This window comes from Ruegeria sp. HKCCD9138 (genome assembly GCF_057220975.1).
In genome coordinates, this window is record NZ_JBWVAZ010000007.1 from 95,997 (window position 1) to 111,271 (window position 15,275).

The 15,275-nt window shown below is 58.6% G+C and carries 12 protein-coding genes and 2 tRNA genes; 8 read left to right on the forward strand and 6 right to left on the reverse strand.

Annotation, left to right across the window (positions count from 1 at the left end; genetic code table 11):
* Positions 1–3: 3 nt before the first annotated feature.
* Positions 4–624 (reverse strand): thiamine phosphate synthase, encoded by a 621-nt coding sequence (locus AC2TEL_RS13410; RefSeq protein ID WP_480904454.1) that lies wholly within the window; start codon positions 622–624, stop codon positions 4–6.
* Between the two features lie 163 nt (positions 625–787).
* Between AC2TEL_RS13410 and AC2TEL_RS13415 the strand changes: the two genes are divergently transcribed.
* Genes AC2TEL_RS13415 through AC2TEL_RS13425 form a run of 3 tightly spaced genes read left to right on the forward strand, consistent with a single transcriptional unit; the run spans position 788 to position 4,212 of the window.
* Positions 788–1,531, forward strand: coding sequence for an RNA methyltransferase (locus AC2TEL_RS13415; protein WP_480840007.1), 744 nt, complete (start codon positions 788–790; stop codon positions 1,529–1,531).
* A gap of 60 nt (positions 1,532–1,591) precedes the next feature.
* Entirely contained in the window at positions 1,592–2,737 is a 1,146-nt protein-coding gene (gene ctaA, locus AC2TEL_RS13420; protein WP_480840005.1) for a heme A synthase, read from the forward strand.
* Positions 2,738–2,742: 5 nt separating this feature from the next.
* Entirely contained in the window at positions 2,743–4,212 is a 1,470-nt protein-coding gene (locus tag AC2TEL_RS13425; RefSeq protein ID WP_480904457.1) for a carboxypeptidase M32, read from the forward strand.
* An 83-nt stretch (positions 4,213–4,295) separates the two neighbouring features.
* Here the strand turns inward: AC2TEL_RS13425 and trhA are convergent, their stop codons facing one another.
* Both trhA and gyrA read right to left on the reverse strand, forming a co-directional pair.
* The gene (gene trhA, locus AC2TEL_RS13430) at positions 4,296–4,964 is read right to left on the reverse strand and encodes a PAQR family membrane homeostasis protein TrhA (RefSeq protein ID WP_480904460.1); all 669 of its coding nucleotides are present in this window, start codon (positions 4,962–4,964) and stop codon (positions 4,296–4,298) included.
* 130 nt (positions 4,965–5,094) lie between these two features.
* Positions 5,095–7,821, reverse strand: coding sequence for a DNA gyrase subunit A (gene gyrA, locus AC2TEL_RS13435; RefSeq protein WP_480904463.1), 2,727 nt, complete (start codon positions 7,819–7,821; stop codon positions 5,095–5,097).
* Positions 7,822–8,014: 193 nt separating this feature from the next.
* Here gyrA and AC2TEL_RS13440 point away from each other — a divergent pair, with 193 nt between their 5' ends.
* Entirely contained in the window at positions 8,015–8,284 is a 270-nt protein-coding gene (locus AC2TEL_RS13440) for an usg protein (RefSeq protein ID WP_480839998.1), read from the forward strand.
* A 4-nt stretch (positions 8,285–8,288) separates the two neighbouring features.
* Here AC2TEL_RS13440 and AC2TEL_RS13445 read toward each other — a convergent pair whose 3' ends face one another.
* Entirely contained in the window at positions 8,289–9,242 is a 954-nt protein-coding gene (locus AC2TEL_RS13445; protein WP_480904466.1) for a radical SAM protein, read from the reverse strand.
* A 162-nt stretch (positions 9,243–9,404) separates the two neighbouring features.
* Between AC2TEL_RS13445 and zwf the strand changes: the two genes are divergently transcribed.
* The 4 genes from zwf (at position 9,405) to AC2TEL_RS13465 (ending at position 14,951) form a co-directional block, all read left to right on the forward strand.
* On the forward strand, positions 9,405–10,859 hold the full coding sequence (gene zwf, locus AC2TEL_RS13450; protein ID WP_480904469.1) for a glucose-6-phosphate dehydrogenase: 1,455 nt from the start codon (positions 9,405–9,407) through the stop codon (positions 10,857–10,859).
* A complete protein-coding gene (gene pgl, locus AC2TEL_RS13455) occupies positions 10,856–11,527 on the forward strand; it encodes a 6-phosphogluconolactonase (RefSeq protein WP_480839994.1) in 672 nt (223 codons plus the stop codon). The genes zwf and pgl overlap by 4 nt, the downstream gene beginning before the upstream one ends.
* Positions 11,528–11,532: 5 nt before the next feature.
* Positions 11,533–13,143 (forward strand): glucose-6-phosphate isomerase, encoded by a 1,611-nt coding sequence (gene pgi, locus AC2TEL_RS13460; protein WP_480904472.1) that lies wholly within the window; start codon positions 11,533–11,535, stop codon positions 13,141–13,143.
* Between the two features lie 188 nt (positions 13,144–13,331).
* Positions 13,332–14,951 (forward strand): long-chain-fatty-acid--CoA ligase, encoded by a 1,620-nt coding sequence (locus tag AC2TEL_RS13465; RefSeq protein ID WP_480839990.1) that lies wholly within the window; start codon positions 13,332–13,334, stop codon positions 14,949–14,951.
* Between the two features lie 14 nt (positions 14,952–14,965).
* Here AC2TEL_RS13465 and AC2TEL_RS13470 read toward each other — a convergent pair.
* Positions 14,966–15,040 (reverse strand) — tRNA-Asn (locus tag AC2TEL_RS13470).
* A gap of 127 nt (positions 15,041–15,167) precedes the next feature.
* Positions 15,168–15,242, reverse strand: a tRNA-Asn gene (locus AC2TEL_RS13475).
* Between the last annotated feature and the right edge of the window lie 33 nt (positions 15,243–15,275).

Consider the following 15,275-nt stretch of genomic DNA (forward strand, 5'->3'; position numbering starts at 1 on the left):
GGTTCAACCCATTGCCGCGATCAGAGCGTTCAATTCGGACAAAGGATCGTCTTTGGACCAGATCTCATCCCCGATGCCGAAGAAGTCTGTGCAGGGCGTGAGTTCGCGGATCAGGTCCGGGGTCAGCGCTCCTTCGGCCACTACCGGAACCTCGATCATCTCGGACCACCACTGGAACAGATCCTTTTCCGCGCGGGTGCCGTCACCCAGGGCCGCATTGCCAGCGGGACCAAAGGCCACATAATCCGCTCCGGCCTCGCCAGCGGTCATGCCATCATGGCTGGACGCGCCGCAAAAGCTGCCCACGATAGCGTCGGCACCCAGTTCCTTGCGTGCAGCCCTAACCGAGCGTGCAGCATCGTCCAGATGCACTCCGTCCAGCCCCAGCCGTTGCGCCAGCAACACATGGTTGGAGATCACCAATGCCACATCGCGTGCGTGGGCCACGTCGCGGCAGGCATCGGCTGCGCGCGCGATTGCATCTTCGTCATTTCCGGCAAGCGCCAGACGAATGCAGGCGATTTCGGCGCCGTCCAGCACACGGGCTATCTGGTCAGGGAAGGTGCTCAACGAGATTGTCGGCGGGGTAATCAGGTAAACCTGCGGCTGCTCGGGTGTGTCCATTGGCGCGTCCTTCGCTTTCAGTCTTTGGCGCGGTTTAGCGGATTGCGACGGGGAAGCAAACTTTTATGCCTGTCGCGCCGGTAATTGGGAGCAGAAGGGGCACGGGCGGCTTGCTCTGCGCGATTGCGCGGATTAGAGCAGGCGGACCTTTCCGGAGTAAGTGATGCCCAGCGATACATCCCAACCTTCATTCGTGCTCGTCCGCCCGCAGATGGGCGAAAACATTGGTGCCGCTGCGCGGGCGATGTGGAATTTCGGTCTGGACCGGATGCGGATCGTGACACCTCGGGATGGCTGGCCGAATCCAAAGGCGGTGGCAATGTCGAGCGGGGCCGGTAGGCTGCTGGACGAGGCGCAACTGTTCGATAACCTGGCTGGCGCGCTGGCTGATAAAACCTTTGTCTTCGCCACAACCGCCCGGCAGCGTGGCCTGACCAAACCAGTCTACAGCCCAGAACGCGCAATGCAGATCGCGGTCCAGAAAGTCGCGGCTGGTGAAAAGGTGGCGGTACTGTTTGGCCCCGAACGCGCCGGGCTTGAGAATGAAGATATCGCCAGGGCCAACGCCATTATCTCTGTCCCGGTGAATCCGGAATACGCCTCGCTGAACCTCGGCCAGTGCGTATTGCTGACGGCTTATGAATGGATGCGCCAGACCGGCGACGTCGTGCATGAGGCTACCGATTTGGGCAGGGGCGACTGGGCCACTGGCATCGAGGTTGAAAAGCTGGTCGAGCATTATGAGGATCGGTTGGACGAGGCCGGGTTCTTCTATCCACCTGAAAAGGCAGAAGGCATGAAGGTAAACCTTCGCAACTTGTGGTCACGGATGCGAATGACGCGGTCGGATGTGCAGATGCTGCACGGCATCATGCGTCAGATGGTCCGCTGGAAGGAAAAGGGCTGAGGCTGGACCTATCAACCTCCAAGCCCTAGCTTGCGACGAAAATCAGGACATGAGGACGGCATGAGCGGCAAGCGCAGCATCTTCGAAGACGTCTCGGACACAGAAAAGCAACAGGCGGTTCAGCCCGGAATGATCGACAAGGGGCGCGGAGGCGCGCGTCAGGCCATTCGGGTCTGGCTGATGGTCCTGTTTGCTCTGGTCGTTGTGATGATCGCGGTCGGAGGTCTGACACGCCTGACCGACAGCGGCCTCTCGATCACCGAGTGGCGTCCGCTCACCGGAGCCATCCCGCCGATGACCGAGTCCGACTGGCAGGCGGAGTTCGACAAATACAAGCAAATCGACCAGTGGCGCATCCAGAACCAGTGGATGCAACTGGACGATTTCAAAACGATCTATTGGTGGGAATGGGGACACCGTCAGCTGGGCCGGGTGATCGGGTTGGTCTGGGCCGCTGGTTTCCTGGGCTTCCTGATCGCGCGTAAGATTCCGGCTGGCTGGACCGGCCGGCTATTTATCCCCGGAGCGCTAGGCGGAATTCAGGGGGCCGTGGGCTGGTGGATGGTTGCCTCGGGCGTGACACAGGGCGAAGGGATGACCGCCGTGGCCAGTTATCGGCTGGCCGTGCACCTGGGGCTGGCTTTCGTGATCCTTGGGTTTCTGGCCTGGTATATTTTCATGCTGCGGCGCGAGGAGCGCGACCTGATGCAGGCCCGCCGTGCGAAAGAGGCGAAACTGTTTTCACTGTCGACCGGCCTAATGCATTTCGCCTTTTTACAAATACTCATTGGTGCGCTTGTTGCCGGGATCGACGCTGGCAGGTCCTATACCGACTGGCCGCTGATTGGAGGGCAACTGTTGCCGCCGGATGCCACGATTCTGGAACCGATGTGGCGCAACTTCTTCGAAAGCCCGGGGCTCGTCCAGTTCATCCATCGCTGCGCTGGCTATCTGCTGTTTGCCTTCGGTGTCGTGGTCTGGAGGCGCGGTGGTGCCAGCGCGCACCCACAAACGCGCTTTGCCTTCAATGCCATGTTTGCGGCTCTGTCCCTGCAGGTGGTCGTCGGCATTCTGACTGTCGTCTACGGCGCGCCCTGGCAGATCGCGATTTTCCATCAGTTCATGGCCGTCGTCGTCTGGACCCTGATCCTGCGCGCACGGTTCCTGACGGCGTACCCCATTGCAACTTCTTTGCGCGGAGCATGACATAAATGACAGCTTTCAACGATCTGATGGCCTATCAGCGAGAAACCTCGGCCCTCGGACAGATTGCCGGACGTCTGGGCTGGGATCAGGAAACGGTGATGCCGCGTGGGGCAGCGCCACAACGCGCCGAGGAAATGGCCGCGATCGAGGCTGTCTTGCATGCCCGTCGATCTGACCCGCGCGTGGCAGATTGGCTGGAGCAGGCCGCCCCTCAGGATGAGGTCGGCAAGGCGCAGATGCGCGAAATCCGCCGTGCCTATGACCGCGCGGTCAAAGTGCCCGCAGATCTGGCAACGGCTATTGCGCGCGTGACGTCCGCTGCGCAAGGCACATGGGCGCAGGCCCGTGCGGATGAAGATGTTTCCGCCTTTCTGCCTGTGCTGGAAGAGGTTGTCTCGCTCAAACGTCAGGAAGGTGAGGCGCTGGCACAGGGCGGTGACGTCTATGATGCCCTGGTCGAGGATTACGAACCCAACACGACCGGCGCCCAGATTGCGGCGATCTTCGATCAGATGCGTCCGCGTCTGGTTGCCCTGCGCGCGGCGGTTCTGGACAAACCGGAACCCGCTGCATTGAAAGGGAAGTTCGACGAACTGGCCCAGATGCGTCTGTCGCAAAAACTGGCCATCGCGTTCGGCTACGATCTGAACCGGGGCCGCGTGGACAAGGCCGTGCATCCGTTCAGTTCCGGCAGCGGCTCGGACGTGCGGATCACCACGCGGACCAGCGAAACCGACCCGTTCAACTGTTTCTACTCAACGATTCACGAGGTTGGTCACGCCGCATACGAACAGGGGATCGACCCCAGTTATGCCCTGACACCCTTGGGCCGGGGCGTGTCGATGGGTGTGCACGAAAGCCAGAGCAGGATCTATGAAAACCAGTTGGGCCGGTCCCGCGCGTTCACTGGCTGGCTTTTTGGGCAGATGACCGAGGTTTTTGGCGACTTCGGAATTGCGGATGCCGATGCCTTCTACCGCGCCGTCAATCGCGTCCACAACGGGTATATCCGCACCGAGGCGGACGAGGTTCAATACAACCTTCACATCATGCTGCGCTTTGATCTGGAGCGCGCGCTGATGAGCGGTGACCTTCAGGTAAGTGACCTGCAGACGGCGTGGAATGATCGCTTTGCCGCTGATTTTGGTTATGCCGTGGACAAGCCATCAAACGGGTGTCTGCAGGATGTGCACTGGTCTGTTGGCCTGTTCGGTTACTTCCCGACTTATTCTTTGGGCAATGTCTATGCCGGGTGCCTCTATCAGGCGTTGCGCAACGCAGTTCCGGAACTGGACAATCAACTGGCTAAGGGCGACACCACGGGCGCGACGGGTTGGTTGCGCGACAGCGTTCAGCAATATGGCGGCCTCTATGCACCACGCGAGAACATTCAGCGCGCGAGCGGAATGGAGCCGGGGCCGGAGCCGTTGCTGACCTACCTGGAAGACAAGTTCGGCGGCTTGTACAACCTGTGAGGTCGCGAGAACCCGCTGTAGCTATGAATCCGGCAGAGAGCCGAACCCCTACTTGGGCGTCGTCTGCGCAGCTGAATTCGGGATCACAGTATCACAATCGGTGTGTGCTCAATGCGGACGGCGACTGCGGCAAAAAACAAGACGCTTCCGGTCAACACGAACACATGCCAGATCGTGTTGTGATAGGGTAGCCAGTCCAGAAGATAAAACGCGATACCAGCGGTATAGACGATCCCGCCCGCCAACATCAAAACCAGAACGGTTTGCGGAAGTTCAGCCAGCATCCCATGGCCAGCCCAGACCGCGGCCCAGCCCATCAGGACATAAAGCGCAAGACCGAACCACCGGAATCGGTTTGGATGCACCATCTTCATGACGGCACCCAAAGTTGCAGAGGACCACAGCCCGATAAGAAGACCTGTCGCCGGAACGCCGGATAATAGAACAAATGGCGTGTATGTGCCCGCGATTTTGACATATATCCCGGAATGATCGAGGCGGCGGAGGAGCTCCGACCACTTGTCGCTCTCGATCATGTTGTAAAGCGCCGAAAAGGTCAGCATGACAACAAGTGTAATACCGTAAACGGATGCACCCAGCACAGCGGCCGGGTCCGAGCGGTAATAGAAGGTCAACGCAACTAGTATCGGAGCCGCGATCAGAGCCGAAGACACGCCCAAAACGTGAACAACGCCGTCGCTGATGCGTTCGGCACGGCTGTAGGCCGGTCTGATATGTGCAAAAGATTGCATATACAAAACCTAGGCAGCCATCGGGCTGCGGGCAAGCGGATCGTCTGCGGCGCTACCGAGATCGTGATTCAAAACGAAAAAACGCCCGCAGAGCGAGCGTTTTGTTTCAGATGTGACGTAATGCGTGAGGTTATTCCTCGGTTTCCTCGTCCCCCTGATCGGCGATCCAGGCGACACTGACGACTTCTTCGCCCTTGCCGGTGTTGAAGACTTTCACGCCGCCAGCCGAACGTGAGCGGAAGGAGATGCCGTCAACGGGGACACGGATCGATTGGCCCTTGGACGTTGCCAACATGATCTGGTCGTCGATTTCCACCGGGAACGAAGCCACCAATTCACCGCCGCGCATCGCCTTGTCCATGGCGGCAACACCCATACCGCCGCGCCCCCGCACTGGATAGTCGTGGCTGGAACTGAGCTTGCCAGCACCGCCGGCCGTGATGGTCAGGATCAGGTTTTCAGCGGCCGACATTTCGGCGTAACGGTCCTGTGGCAACAGGCTGTCGGCATTGCCTTCTTCTTCATCCGTCTCTGCATCATCAGTAACACCGGCGACAGCGCGCCGCATCTTGAGGTAAGCTGCACGCTCGTCCGGGTCGGCCTCGAAGTGGCGGATCACCGACATTGACACAACGCGGTCGCCGTTGGACAGCCTGATTCCCCGAACACCGGTGGATTCGCGAGAGTTGAAGACGCGAACATCTGTTGTCCGGAAGCGGATCGCGCGGCCGGAATTGGTGACCAGCATCACGTCTTCGTCTTCTGAACAAATGCGCGCGTTCACCAGTTCCACGCCTTCCGGCAGTTTCATCGCGATTTTACCGTTGCGGCGGACGTTGGTGAAGTCCGACAAACGGTTGCGGCGCACATCGCCGGCGCTTGTGGCGAAAACGATCTGCAGGTTTTCCCATTCGTCGTCCGGCACATCCACAGGCATGATTGCCGCGATGGAAACGCCGGTCGGGATCGGCAGGATGTTGACGATCGCCTTGCCCTTGCCGGTGCGGCTGGACTGTGGAAGGCGCCAGGTCTTGAGCTTGTAGACCATGCCTTCGGTGGTGAAGAACAACAGTTGGGTGTGGGTGTTGGCAACGAAGAGGTTGGTGACCACATCCTCTTCCTTGGTCTGCATTCCCGAAAGGCCCTTGCCGCCACGTTTCTGGGCACGGAAATCGGCAAGCGGGGTCCGCTTGATGTAACCGCCCGAGGTGACGGTCACGACCATGTCTTCGCGCTCGATCAGGTCCTCGTCTTCCATGTCGCCCGACCAGTCGACGATCTCGGTACGACGATCGACGGCGAATTGTTCACGGACGCTGCGCAGCTCATCTGCGATGATGCCCATGATGCGCTCGCGCGAGGACAGAATATCCAGGTATTCCTTGATCTTGGCTGCCAGTTCTTCCAGCTCGTCCGTGACCTCTTTGACGCCCAGTTGGGTCAGGCGCTGAAGGCGCAGGTCGAGGATCGCTCGGGCCTGAACCTCGGTCAGGTTGTAAGTGCCGTCGTCGTTCATCTTGGACAACGGATCGTCAATCAGGCGTAGATAACCTTCGATCTCGGAGGCGGGCCAGCGGCGGGTCATCAGCTTTTCACGCGCCTCGGCGGCGTCTGCCGAGGAGCGGATGGTGGCGACCACTTCGTCCACGTTCGAGACTGCCACGGCCAGACCACACAGGATGTGGCTGCGTTCACGTGCCTTGCGCAGATCGTATGCGGTACGACGTGCAACAACATCCTCGCGGAAATCGATGAACGAGGTCAGGAATCGGCGCAAGGTCAGTTGTTCGGGGCGGCCGCCGTTCAAGGCCAGCATGTTGCAGCCGAACGAGGTCTGCATCGGTGAGAACCGATAGAGTTGATTTAAAACCACCTCGGGCGTCGCGTCACGTTTCAGTTCCACCACGACGCGCACGCCATTACGGTCGGATTCGTCCTGTACATGGGCGACGCCTTCGATACGCTTTTCGCGCACGGCCTCGGCGATCTTTTCGATCATTGCGGCCTTGTTCACCTGATAGGGAATCTCGTCCACGATGATGGCATAGCGGTCCTTGCGGATCTCCTCGGTGCGGGTCTTGGCGCGGATGATGACACTTCCACGTCCTTCCAAATAGGCCTTGCGCGCGCCAGAGCGGCCAAGCATCACGCCGCCGGTCGGGAAGTCGGGGCCCGGGACATATTCGATCAGTTGCTCGGATGTCAGGTCCGGATCATCGATCAGAGCCAGCGTCGCGTCGACCACCTCGCCAAGGTTATGCGGCGGTATGTTCGTCGCCATACCCACGGCGATGCCGCCGGCACCATTGACCAGCATGTTCGGGAAACGGGCTGGCAGGACGGTCGGTTCCTTGTCCTTGCCGTCATAGTTGTCCTGAAAATCGACCGTTTCTTTTTCGATATCGGCCAGCAGGGACGCGGCGGGCTTGTCCATCCGTACTTCGGTATAGCGCATAGCCGCCGGGTTATCACCGTCCATCGAGCCAAAGTTGCCCTGACCATCCAGCAGCGGCAGCGACATCGAGAAATCCTGCGCCATCCTCACCAACGCGTCATAGATCGCGCTGTCGCCGTGCGGGTGATATTTACCCATCACATCGCCCACCGGACGCGCCGATTTGCGATAGGCCTTGTCGTGCGTATTTCCCGTCTCGTGCATGGCATAAAGAATGCGGCGGTGCACTGGCTTCAACCCATCGCGCAAATCGGGGATCGCGCGGCTGACGATGACCGACATGGCATAGTCCAGATAGGACGTGCGCATCTCGGATTCGATAGAGACCGTCGGGCCGTCGTAGACTGGGCGCTCGGGCGGGGTTTCGTCCATGTTTTCAGGAATTTCTGGCGTATCGCTCACGTAAACTGCCCGTGTATTGTTCTGGGTCTATATCTTGTGGATGCACCTTATCAGACCCGGCACATAAGGTGCAAGCAAGCAACGATTCCGCGTGCAAAAATCCTCGGTAACACCAGAGTAACATATTGTTAAGTAAGGGTTAGGTGGTTTTCATGCTATCCTTACGAGACCTTGCAACAATCTGGAGGTCTGCATGGCGCAAAGCGAAACAGAATTAATGCTCAAGGGGTACGGGCTGACGACGGCGGAGTTTTTCTATCACATGCCCGATTACATACACGTGTTGAACACGTTCATCTGGCAAGAATACGATCTGGCGCCGGATCATCCAAAGCTGTTCGATTTCATCGACTTCTGGCAACGAGAGATCGAAGGTCCGTTGCATTCCGTGCGATTCACGCACCGCAAGATGATCGCGCCCGGTGAGTGGCAAAACATGGTCGGAGAGTTTCGGATCAACTGACGACTCAGGCAGAGCAACTTGCCCCGCCCAGGACGCAGAACTTGGCGCAGTGCGGGTGATTCAGGTGCACATCCGCCTCAGCTTCGGCCAGTGTCTTACCCATTTCGAATTCCGGCGAATACGGCAGCAGAGTGCAAGCCAGAACCGCCGGGTTGGACGCGCCTTTGCGTTTCACGACCATCCGCGAGCTAGCGCACATGACCGAGTCGGGGGATTTGTTCAGAATACTCCAGCAACCGGTTGTAATTTCGGGAACATCAACCGTTTCATCCATCTCGGGAAACAGGACTGTCTGACTCGGATTATGTGCGTCGATGTCAAAGCCATGTTCGGCAAAAAACGCGGCATAGCCGGCTCGGCTCTCGGCATCGCTGTCGCCCCAGACAGAGCGACCGGCCACGGCCATCCTAAATCCATTGTCCCGCAGCCATTTCATTCCGGTCAGGGTCTTTTTGAAACTGCCGACGCCGCGCTCTTTGTCGTGCAACTCGGGCCGAAAGTGATCCACGGAAACCCGCAGTATCAACTTGTCGGGATAATCGCGTTGTAATTCCAACAACCCTTCTCGCATTTTGCGGCGCATCATTGGCAGCATGGCATTGGTCAGGATCAGAACGTCAAAGCCACGCTCAAGAGAAACCCGGGTCATGTCGATCATTTCCGGGTTCATGAAGGGCTCACCACCAGTGAACCCGATCTCGCGAATTGGCCAGTTCCGGGCTTCGATCTGCTTCAGGTAGTCCCGGACTTCGTCGGCAGTGATATAGACTAGGGCGTCATTGGTCGGGCTACTGGCGATATAGCAGTTTTCGCATTCAATATTGCACAGCGTGCCGGTGTTGAACCACAAGGTCTCGGGATTGCTTAACGGGACCGATGCGCGGGGTTGGCCGTCTGCTGTCACCAATTTGTCCTGAAACTTGCCGATATTGGCGATCTGAGTGGCGTTGTCTTTCATTCCCGCTTCCGGTTCTTTGCGTCTTTACACTCGATCTAGTTCGCTCCGGATCGGGGGGAAAGGTGAAAAAGGCGGACCTGACAGAGTTTTGATTGAGCGAAAAAGAGAAAAATGGTGGCGCTAACATTGGACATGGCCGGAACGGCAAGGTAAGGAAAAATCATGGTTTCTCGCGTCATACCCGTTGATCCCTTTGATCTGGTCATTTTCGGCGGAACCGGCGATCTGGCACAACGCAAGATCCTGCCGGCGCTGTTTCGTCGCTATTGTGCAGGTCAGTGGTCCGCAGATGCCCAGATCATCGGAGCAGCGCGTGGTGCGCTGGACGTCGAAGCGTTTCGCGAAATGGTCTCCGATTCGTTGCGTCTGCATGTGCCCAAGCGGGCTCAGGACGCGAATGCGTTGAACGGGTTCTTGCAGTGCGTGGATTACGTTCCCCTGGACGCGCTTTCGGACGATGGCTGGTCCGCTTTGGCGGAGAAGCTCGCGCGGGATCGCATCAGGGCGTTTTATTTTTCGGTTGGTCCGCGGTTGTTCGGGCCTCTTGCCGAGCGGATCAATGCAAATGGTTTGGCCAATGCCCAAACGCGTGTGGTGGTGGAGAAACCTTTTGGGCATGACCTCGACAGCGCGAGGGTATTGAATGCCACTCTGGCGGCGCATTTTGCCGAAGGGCAGATTTATCGCATCGATCACTATCTGGGTAAGGAAACAGTTCAGAACCTGATGGCGGTGCGGTTCGGGAACATGTTGTTCGAACCGCTGTGGAACAGCCAGTACGTCGATCATATCCAAATTACCGTGGCAGAAACGGTGGGTGTCGAAGGGCGGGAAGAGTATTACGAGCGTGCAGGTGCCATGCGGGACATGGTGCAAAACCACCTGATGCAGCTTTTGTGCCTGATCGCAATGGAGCCGCCGGCCAAGTTCGATCCAAACGCCGTGCGCGACGAAAAGCTGAAAGTGATCCGTGCGCTGGACCCGGTTGAGCCGCATCACATCGTGCGCGGTCAGTATTCGGCAGGGCCAGAAGGGCCGGGTTACCGTGAGATTGTGGGAAATCCACGCTCGACCACGGAAAGTTACGTCGCGCTGCGTGCCCATATCAGCAACTGGAGATGGGCGGGCACTCCGTTTTATCTGCGCACGGGCAAACGTTTGGTGGCGCGCTCGTCGGTCATTAATGTACTGTTCAAGGACGCGCCGCATTCGATCTTCGGGGAAGAGGCCGGACGGCACGCCAATGCGCTGTCGATACGCCTGCAACCGAACGAGGGGATCACGCTGAAGGTGACGATCAAGGAGCCGGGGCAGGGCGGTATGCGCTTGGTCGACGTCCCGCTGGACATGAGTTTTGCCGAGGCCCTGGGTCCGGAAAATCAGGACCCGCCGGATGCCTATGAACGACTGGTGATGGACGTGATCCGGGGCAACCAGACGTTGTTCATGCGGGGGGACGAGGTCGAGGCCGCCTGGGCCTGGACCGATCCGGTCATTGCGGGATGGCAGGCACGGGGCGATGTGCCCAAACCTTATGACAGCGGCAGCACCGGCCCCGGCGACGCCGAGCTGCTGATGAAACGCGACGGTCGCCACTGGCAAGGGATCAAGCCATGAAGATACGGGAATATGCTGACCGCGATATGCTGGCCATCGACGTGGCAAACGATTTGGCCGGAGAGCTCGAGGCCGCCTTGCTGCACCATGATCTGGTGTCCTTTGCCGTTCCGGGCGGCACGACCCCGGGACCTATTTTTGATGGGCTGTGCGCGGCTGATCTGGAATGGGACCGCGTGCGTGTACTTCCTACTGACGAACGCTGCGTACCGGCCGATCACGAACGTTCGAACGAACGCCTGATCCGTGAACGGCTGCTGACCAGTCGCGCTTCGGTCGCCGAATATGTGCCGCTTTTCGTACCGGGACGAGGTCCGGAAGAGGCATTGGCCGAGATCGAAACGCTTATTGCGCCCGTTTTACCGCTTTCGGTTCTGGTCTTGGGCATGGGTGAGGACATGCATACGGCTTCGTTGTTTCCCGGAATGGATGGATTGGACAGGGCGCTGGACAGTCGCGCGCCGATGCTTGCCGTTGCACGGACAGACGTGCAGCCGGAACCGCGTATTACACTGACGGCTCCGGTGCTGGACGGGGCGCTGTCCAAGCACCTGATCATTTATGGCGATGCAAAGCGGACCGCGCTGGATAGGGCAATGTCCCTGCCTCCCGAAGAAGCGCCGATCGCCGCCGTATTGAGCGGCATGACCGTACATTGGTCGGAGTGATTGATATGCAGATTGAAAGCCTGAAGTCCCTCGCCGCCCAGAACGCCGACACCCGCATTGTGGATCTTTTCAATGCTGATTCTGAGAGGGCTGGCACCTTTTCTGCCTCGACAGGCGATTTGCTGTTTGATTACTCGAAAACGAGGATCGACAAGGATATCCGCAAGGAGCTGATCCGTCTGTGTGATGAGGCCGGCCTTGCCTCTCGACGCGACGCGATGTTTTCCGGGCAGAAAATCAACGAGACCGAGGGCCGGGCGGTTTTGCACACTGCCTTGCGCAATCTCGACGGTGGCTCGGTCGAAGTCGACGGTGAGGACGTCATGCCCGGCGTTCTGGACACGTTGCAACGGATGCGCGTCTTTGCCGAGGAAGTGCGTGGCGGGGCTATCCAGGCCCCCGGTGGCAGTTTCACCGATGTGGTGAATATCGGAATCGGGGGGTCGGATCTTGGTCCGGTTATGGCGACCCATGCGCTTGCGCCCTATCACGACGGTCCGAGGTTGCACTACGTTTCGAACGTGGACGGCGCCCATATCGCCGACACGTTGCGCGAACTTGATCCGACTCGCACGCTGATCATTGTGGCCTCCAAGACCTTTACAACGATCGAAACCATGACCAACGCGCGCACCGCTCGTGCGTGGATCATCGATGGTGGCGGCGATCCGGCGCACCAGTTCGCAGCCGTTTCCAGCGCATTGGACAAGACAGCGGCCTTTGACATTCCCGAGGACCGGGTTTTTGGCTTCGCCGATTGGGTTGGCGGGAGATATTCCATTTGGGGACCCGTAGGTTTGCCGGTGATGATCGCCGTCGGCTCGAATGCCTTTGATGCGTTCCTGCGCGGCGGGCAGGCGATGGACCTGCATTTCCGTTCCGCTGAATGGATTGAGAACATGCCGGTGATGCTGGCTTTGGTTGGCATCTGGCACCGCCAGGTGCTGGGCCACACCAGTCGTGCCGTTCTGCCCTATGACCAGCGCCTGTTGCGCCTGCCTGCCTATTTCCAGCAATTGGAGATGGAATCGAACGGCAAATCGGTCGCAATGGACGGCAGCGTGCTGACCATGCCTTCGGGTCCGGTGGTCTGGGGAGAGCCCGGCACCAACGGGCAGCACGCCTTTTATCAGCTAATCCATCAGGGCACTGATGTGATCCCATGCGAGTTCATGGTCGCCGCTGAGGGTCATGAACCAGAACTGGTCCATCACCACCGCCTGTTGCTGGCCAACTGTCTGGCCCAGTCCGAGGCACTGATGCGCGGCCGTTCACTGACTGAGGCGCGCGAGCGCATGGCGGCAAAGGGGTTGCATGGGGAAGAGTTGGAACGCCAGTCCCGCCATCGGGTGTTCCCCGGCAACAGACCCTCGACCACTTTGATCTACCCCAAGCTGACACCGTTTGTTCTGGGCCAGATTATAGCACTGTACGAACACCGGGTCTTCGTCGAAGGCATTCTGTTGAGGATCAACTCGTTCGATCAATGGGGTGTTGAGCTGGGCAAGGAACTGGCTACCTCACTTGGGCCGATCGTCGACGGGGATGTCAGCGCGGCGGACAAGGATGGGTCAACTGCCGCACTGATCGATTATGCGCTGCGGCATCGGGGCTGATTAACACCTCGGTACGAATTATGCGCCGGTGGAGCGTGCATTCTTTTATTGTCAGACAATTGAAAGATTGGCAGGGTTACTGCCAATCAAGGCCTTGTTTGATCCACCCGGTCTTGTCCGGGCGTAGTGCAGACAGGTCAAAAAAAGCGCGGCCATAGCGGCACGACGCTGACAATGGGAGGATGTCCATGCTGGGACAGATGATGACGCAGCCGCTGCTGATTTCGTCACTGATTGATCACGCCGACCGCTATCACGGGGGAACCGAGATCATCTCGGTCGAGACCGACGGTTCGGTAACCGAGACCAACTGGGCCGGAATTGCGCAAAACGCGCGGCGGTTGGCCTCGGCGTTTGGCAAATTGGGGTTGCAGCCGCAAGACCGGATCGGGACCCTGGCCTGGAACAACCGACGTCATCTGGAGGTCTACTATGCTGTGTCCAGTGCGGGGTTTGTCTGCCACACGATCAACCCGCGCCTGTTCCCGGAACAGCTGATCTATATCATCAACCACGCGCAGGATCGTGTGTTGTTCTTTGACGCGACCTTTATTCCGCTGGTTGCCGCTTTGCAGGAACACCTGACCGAAGTTCAGCATTATGTGCTGATGGGTTCCAGGGACGACGCGGCATCGGAACAGGTGGCCGATCTGAAATTCTACGACGAGTTGATTGAAACCGGCAACGATGATTTCGAATGGCCTGACCTCGACGAAAACACGGCCAGTGGCCTCTGTTACACCTCGGGTACGACAGGACATCCCAAGGGTGTTTTGTATTCTCACCGCTCGACCGTGTTGCACAGTTTTGCGTCGAATACGCGGGATGTCATCGGGTATTCTGCCATGGACGTCGTAATGCCTGTTGTGCCGATGTTCCATGTCAACGCCTGGGGCTCTCCTTACGCCTGCGCAATGTCCGGGTCGCGGATGGTGCTTCCGGGGCCCGGTTTGCATGGCGAAGCGCTGGTTGATCTGATCGACACCTATGGTGTGACGCTGGCAATGGGTGTCCCGACGATCTGGCAGGGGCTTCTGACTCATGCCGAGCAAAGCGGATCGCAACTGGCCAGCCTCAAGCGCACCGTCATAGGTGGCGCTGCCTGTCCGCCGTCGATGATTGAAACCTTCCGTGAAACCTATGGCGTCGACACCGTACACGCCTGGGGTATGAGCGAGATGAGTCCGCTGGGGACGACCAATTATCCTCTGGCCAAACATCTCAACCTGCCGCTCGAAGAGCAGCACAGGCTTCGCGAAAGCCAGGGACGCCCGCCCTATGGGGTCGAGTTGAAGATCGTGGACGATGACGGCAATGATCTGCCTCATGACGGAGAGACTCAGGGCGATCTGATGGTGCGTGGTCACTGGGTGCTGGACAGTTATTTTCATCTTCAGGATCAGCCGCTTCTCCAGAATGGCTGGTTCGCGACCGGCGACGTCGCGACACTGGACCCAGATGGCTATATGACAATCCGCGACAGATCCAAGGATATCATCAAATCAGGCGGCGAATGGATCAGCTCGGTCGAGTTGGAAAACATCGCCGTCGGCCACCCGAAACTGGCCACCGCCGCGGTAGTAGGCGTACCCCATCCGAAATGGGACGAACGTCCCTTGCTTGTCGCAGTCAAGGCAGACGGTGAGAATCCGACCGAACAGGAGTTGTTGGAATTTTTCGACGGCAAGATCGCCAAATGGCAAGTCCCGGACAAGGTGGTGTTTGTGGATGCGCTTCCGCTCAACGCCACGGGAAAAATCCTGAAACGCACCCTGCGTGACGAATTCAGGGAAGCCCTGACTGGGTGATATTTTGAGAAGAATGGCTCCGGCGGTAGGGATCGAACCTACGACCAATTGATTAACAGTCAACTGCTCTACCGCTGAGCTACGCCGGAACGGTTCGGGCGATATAGCAATCTGATTTCTGGGCGTCCAGAGGGCGCAGAGTGATTTTTGCGAAAAAAATCGGAAATCGCCGCATACTCAAAGCAGGCGATTCAGGTGCAAACATAAGGGGGGATTTGGCTCCGGCGGTAGGGATCGAACCTACGACCAATTGATTAACAGTCAACTGCTCTACCGCTGAGCTACGCCGGAACTGAGGGCGCGTATAACAACACCGATTTTCGC

Excerpts from the sequence above, each read along its gene's own strand:
- zwf (WP_480904469.1), top strand. The coding sequence starts at position 9,405 with ATGGTTTCTCGCGTCATACCCGTTGATCCCTTTGATCTGGTCATTTTC.
- AC2TEL_RS13465 (WP_480839990.1), top strand. The coding sequence starts at position 13,332 with ATGCTGGGACAGATGATGACGCAGCCGCTGCTGATTTCGTCACTGATT.
- ctaA (WP_480840005.1), top strand. The coding sequence starts at position 1,592 with ATGAGCGGCAAGCGCAGCATCTTCGAAGACGTCTCGGACACAGAAAAG.
- pgi (WP_480904472.1), top strand. The coding sequence starts at position 11,533 with ATGCAGATTGAAAGCCTGAAGTCCCTCGCCGCCCAGAACGCCGACACC.
- AC2TEL_RS13440 (WP_480839998.1), top strand. The coding sequence starts at position 8,015 with ATGGCGCAAAGCGAAACAGAATTAATGCTCAAGGGGTACGGGCTGACG.
- pgl (WP_480839994.1), top strand. The coding sequence starts at position 10,856 with ATGAAGATACGGGAATATGCTGACCGCGATATGCTGGCCATCGACGTG.
- AC2TEL_RS13410 (WP_480904454.1), bottom strand. The coding sequence starts at position 624 with ATGGACACACCCGAGCAGCCGCAGGTTTACCTGATTACCCCGCCGACA.
- AC2TEL_RS13445 (WP_480904466.1), bottom strand. The coding sequence starts at position 9,242 with ATGAAAGACAACGCCACTCAGATCGCCAATATCGGCAAGTTTCAGGAC.
- AC2TEL_RS13425 (WP_480904457.1), top strand. The coding sequence starts at position 2,743 with ATGACAGCTTTCAACGATCTGATGGCCTATCAGCGAGAAACCTCGGCC.
- AC2TEL_RS13415 (WP_480840007.1), top strand. The coding sequence starts at position 788 with ATGCCCAGCGATACATCCCAACCTTCATTCGTGCTCGTCCGCCCGCAG.
- trhA (WP_480904460.1), bottom strand. The coding sequence starts at position 4,964 with ATGCAATCTTTTGCACATATCAGACCGGCCTACAGCCGTGCCGAACGC.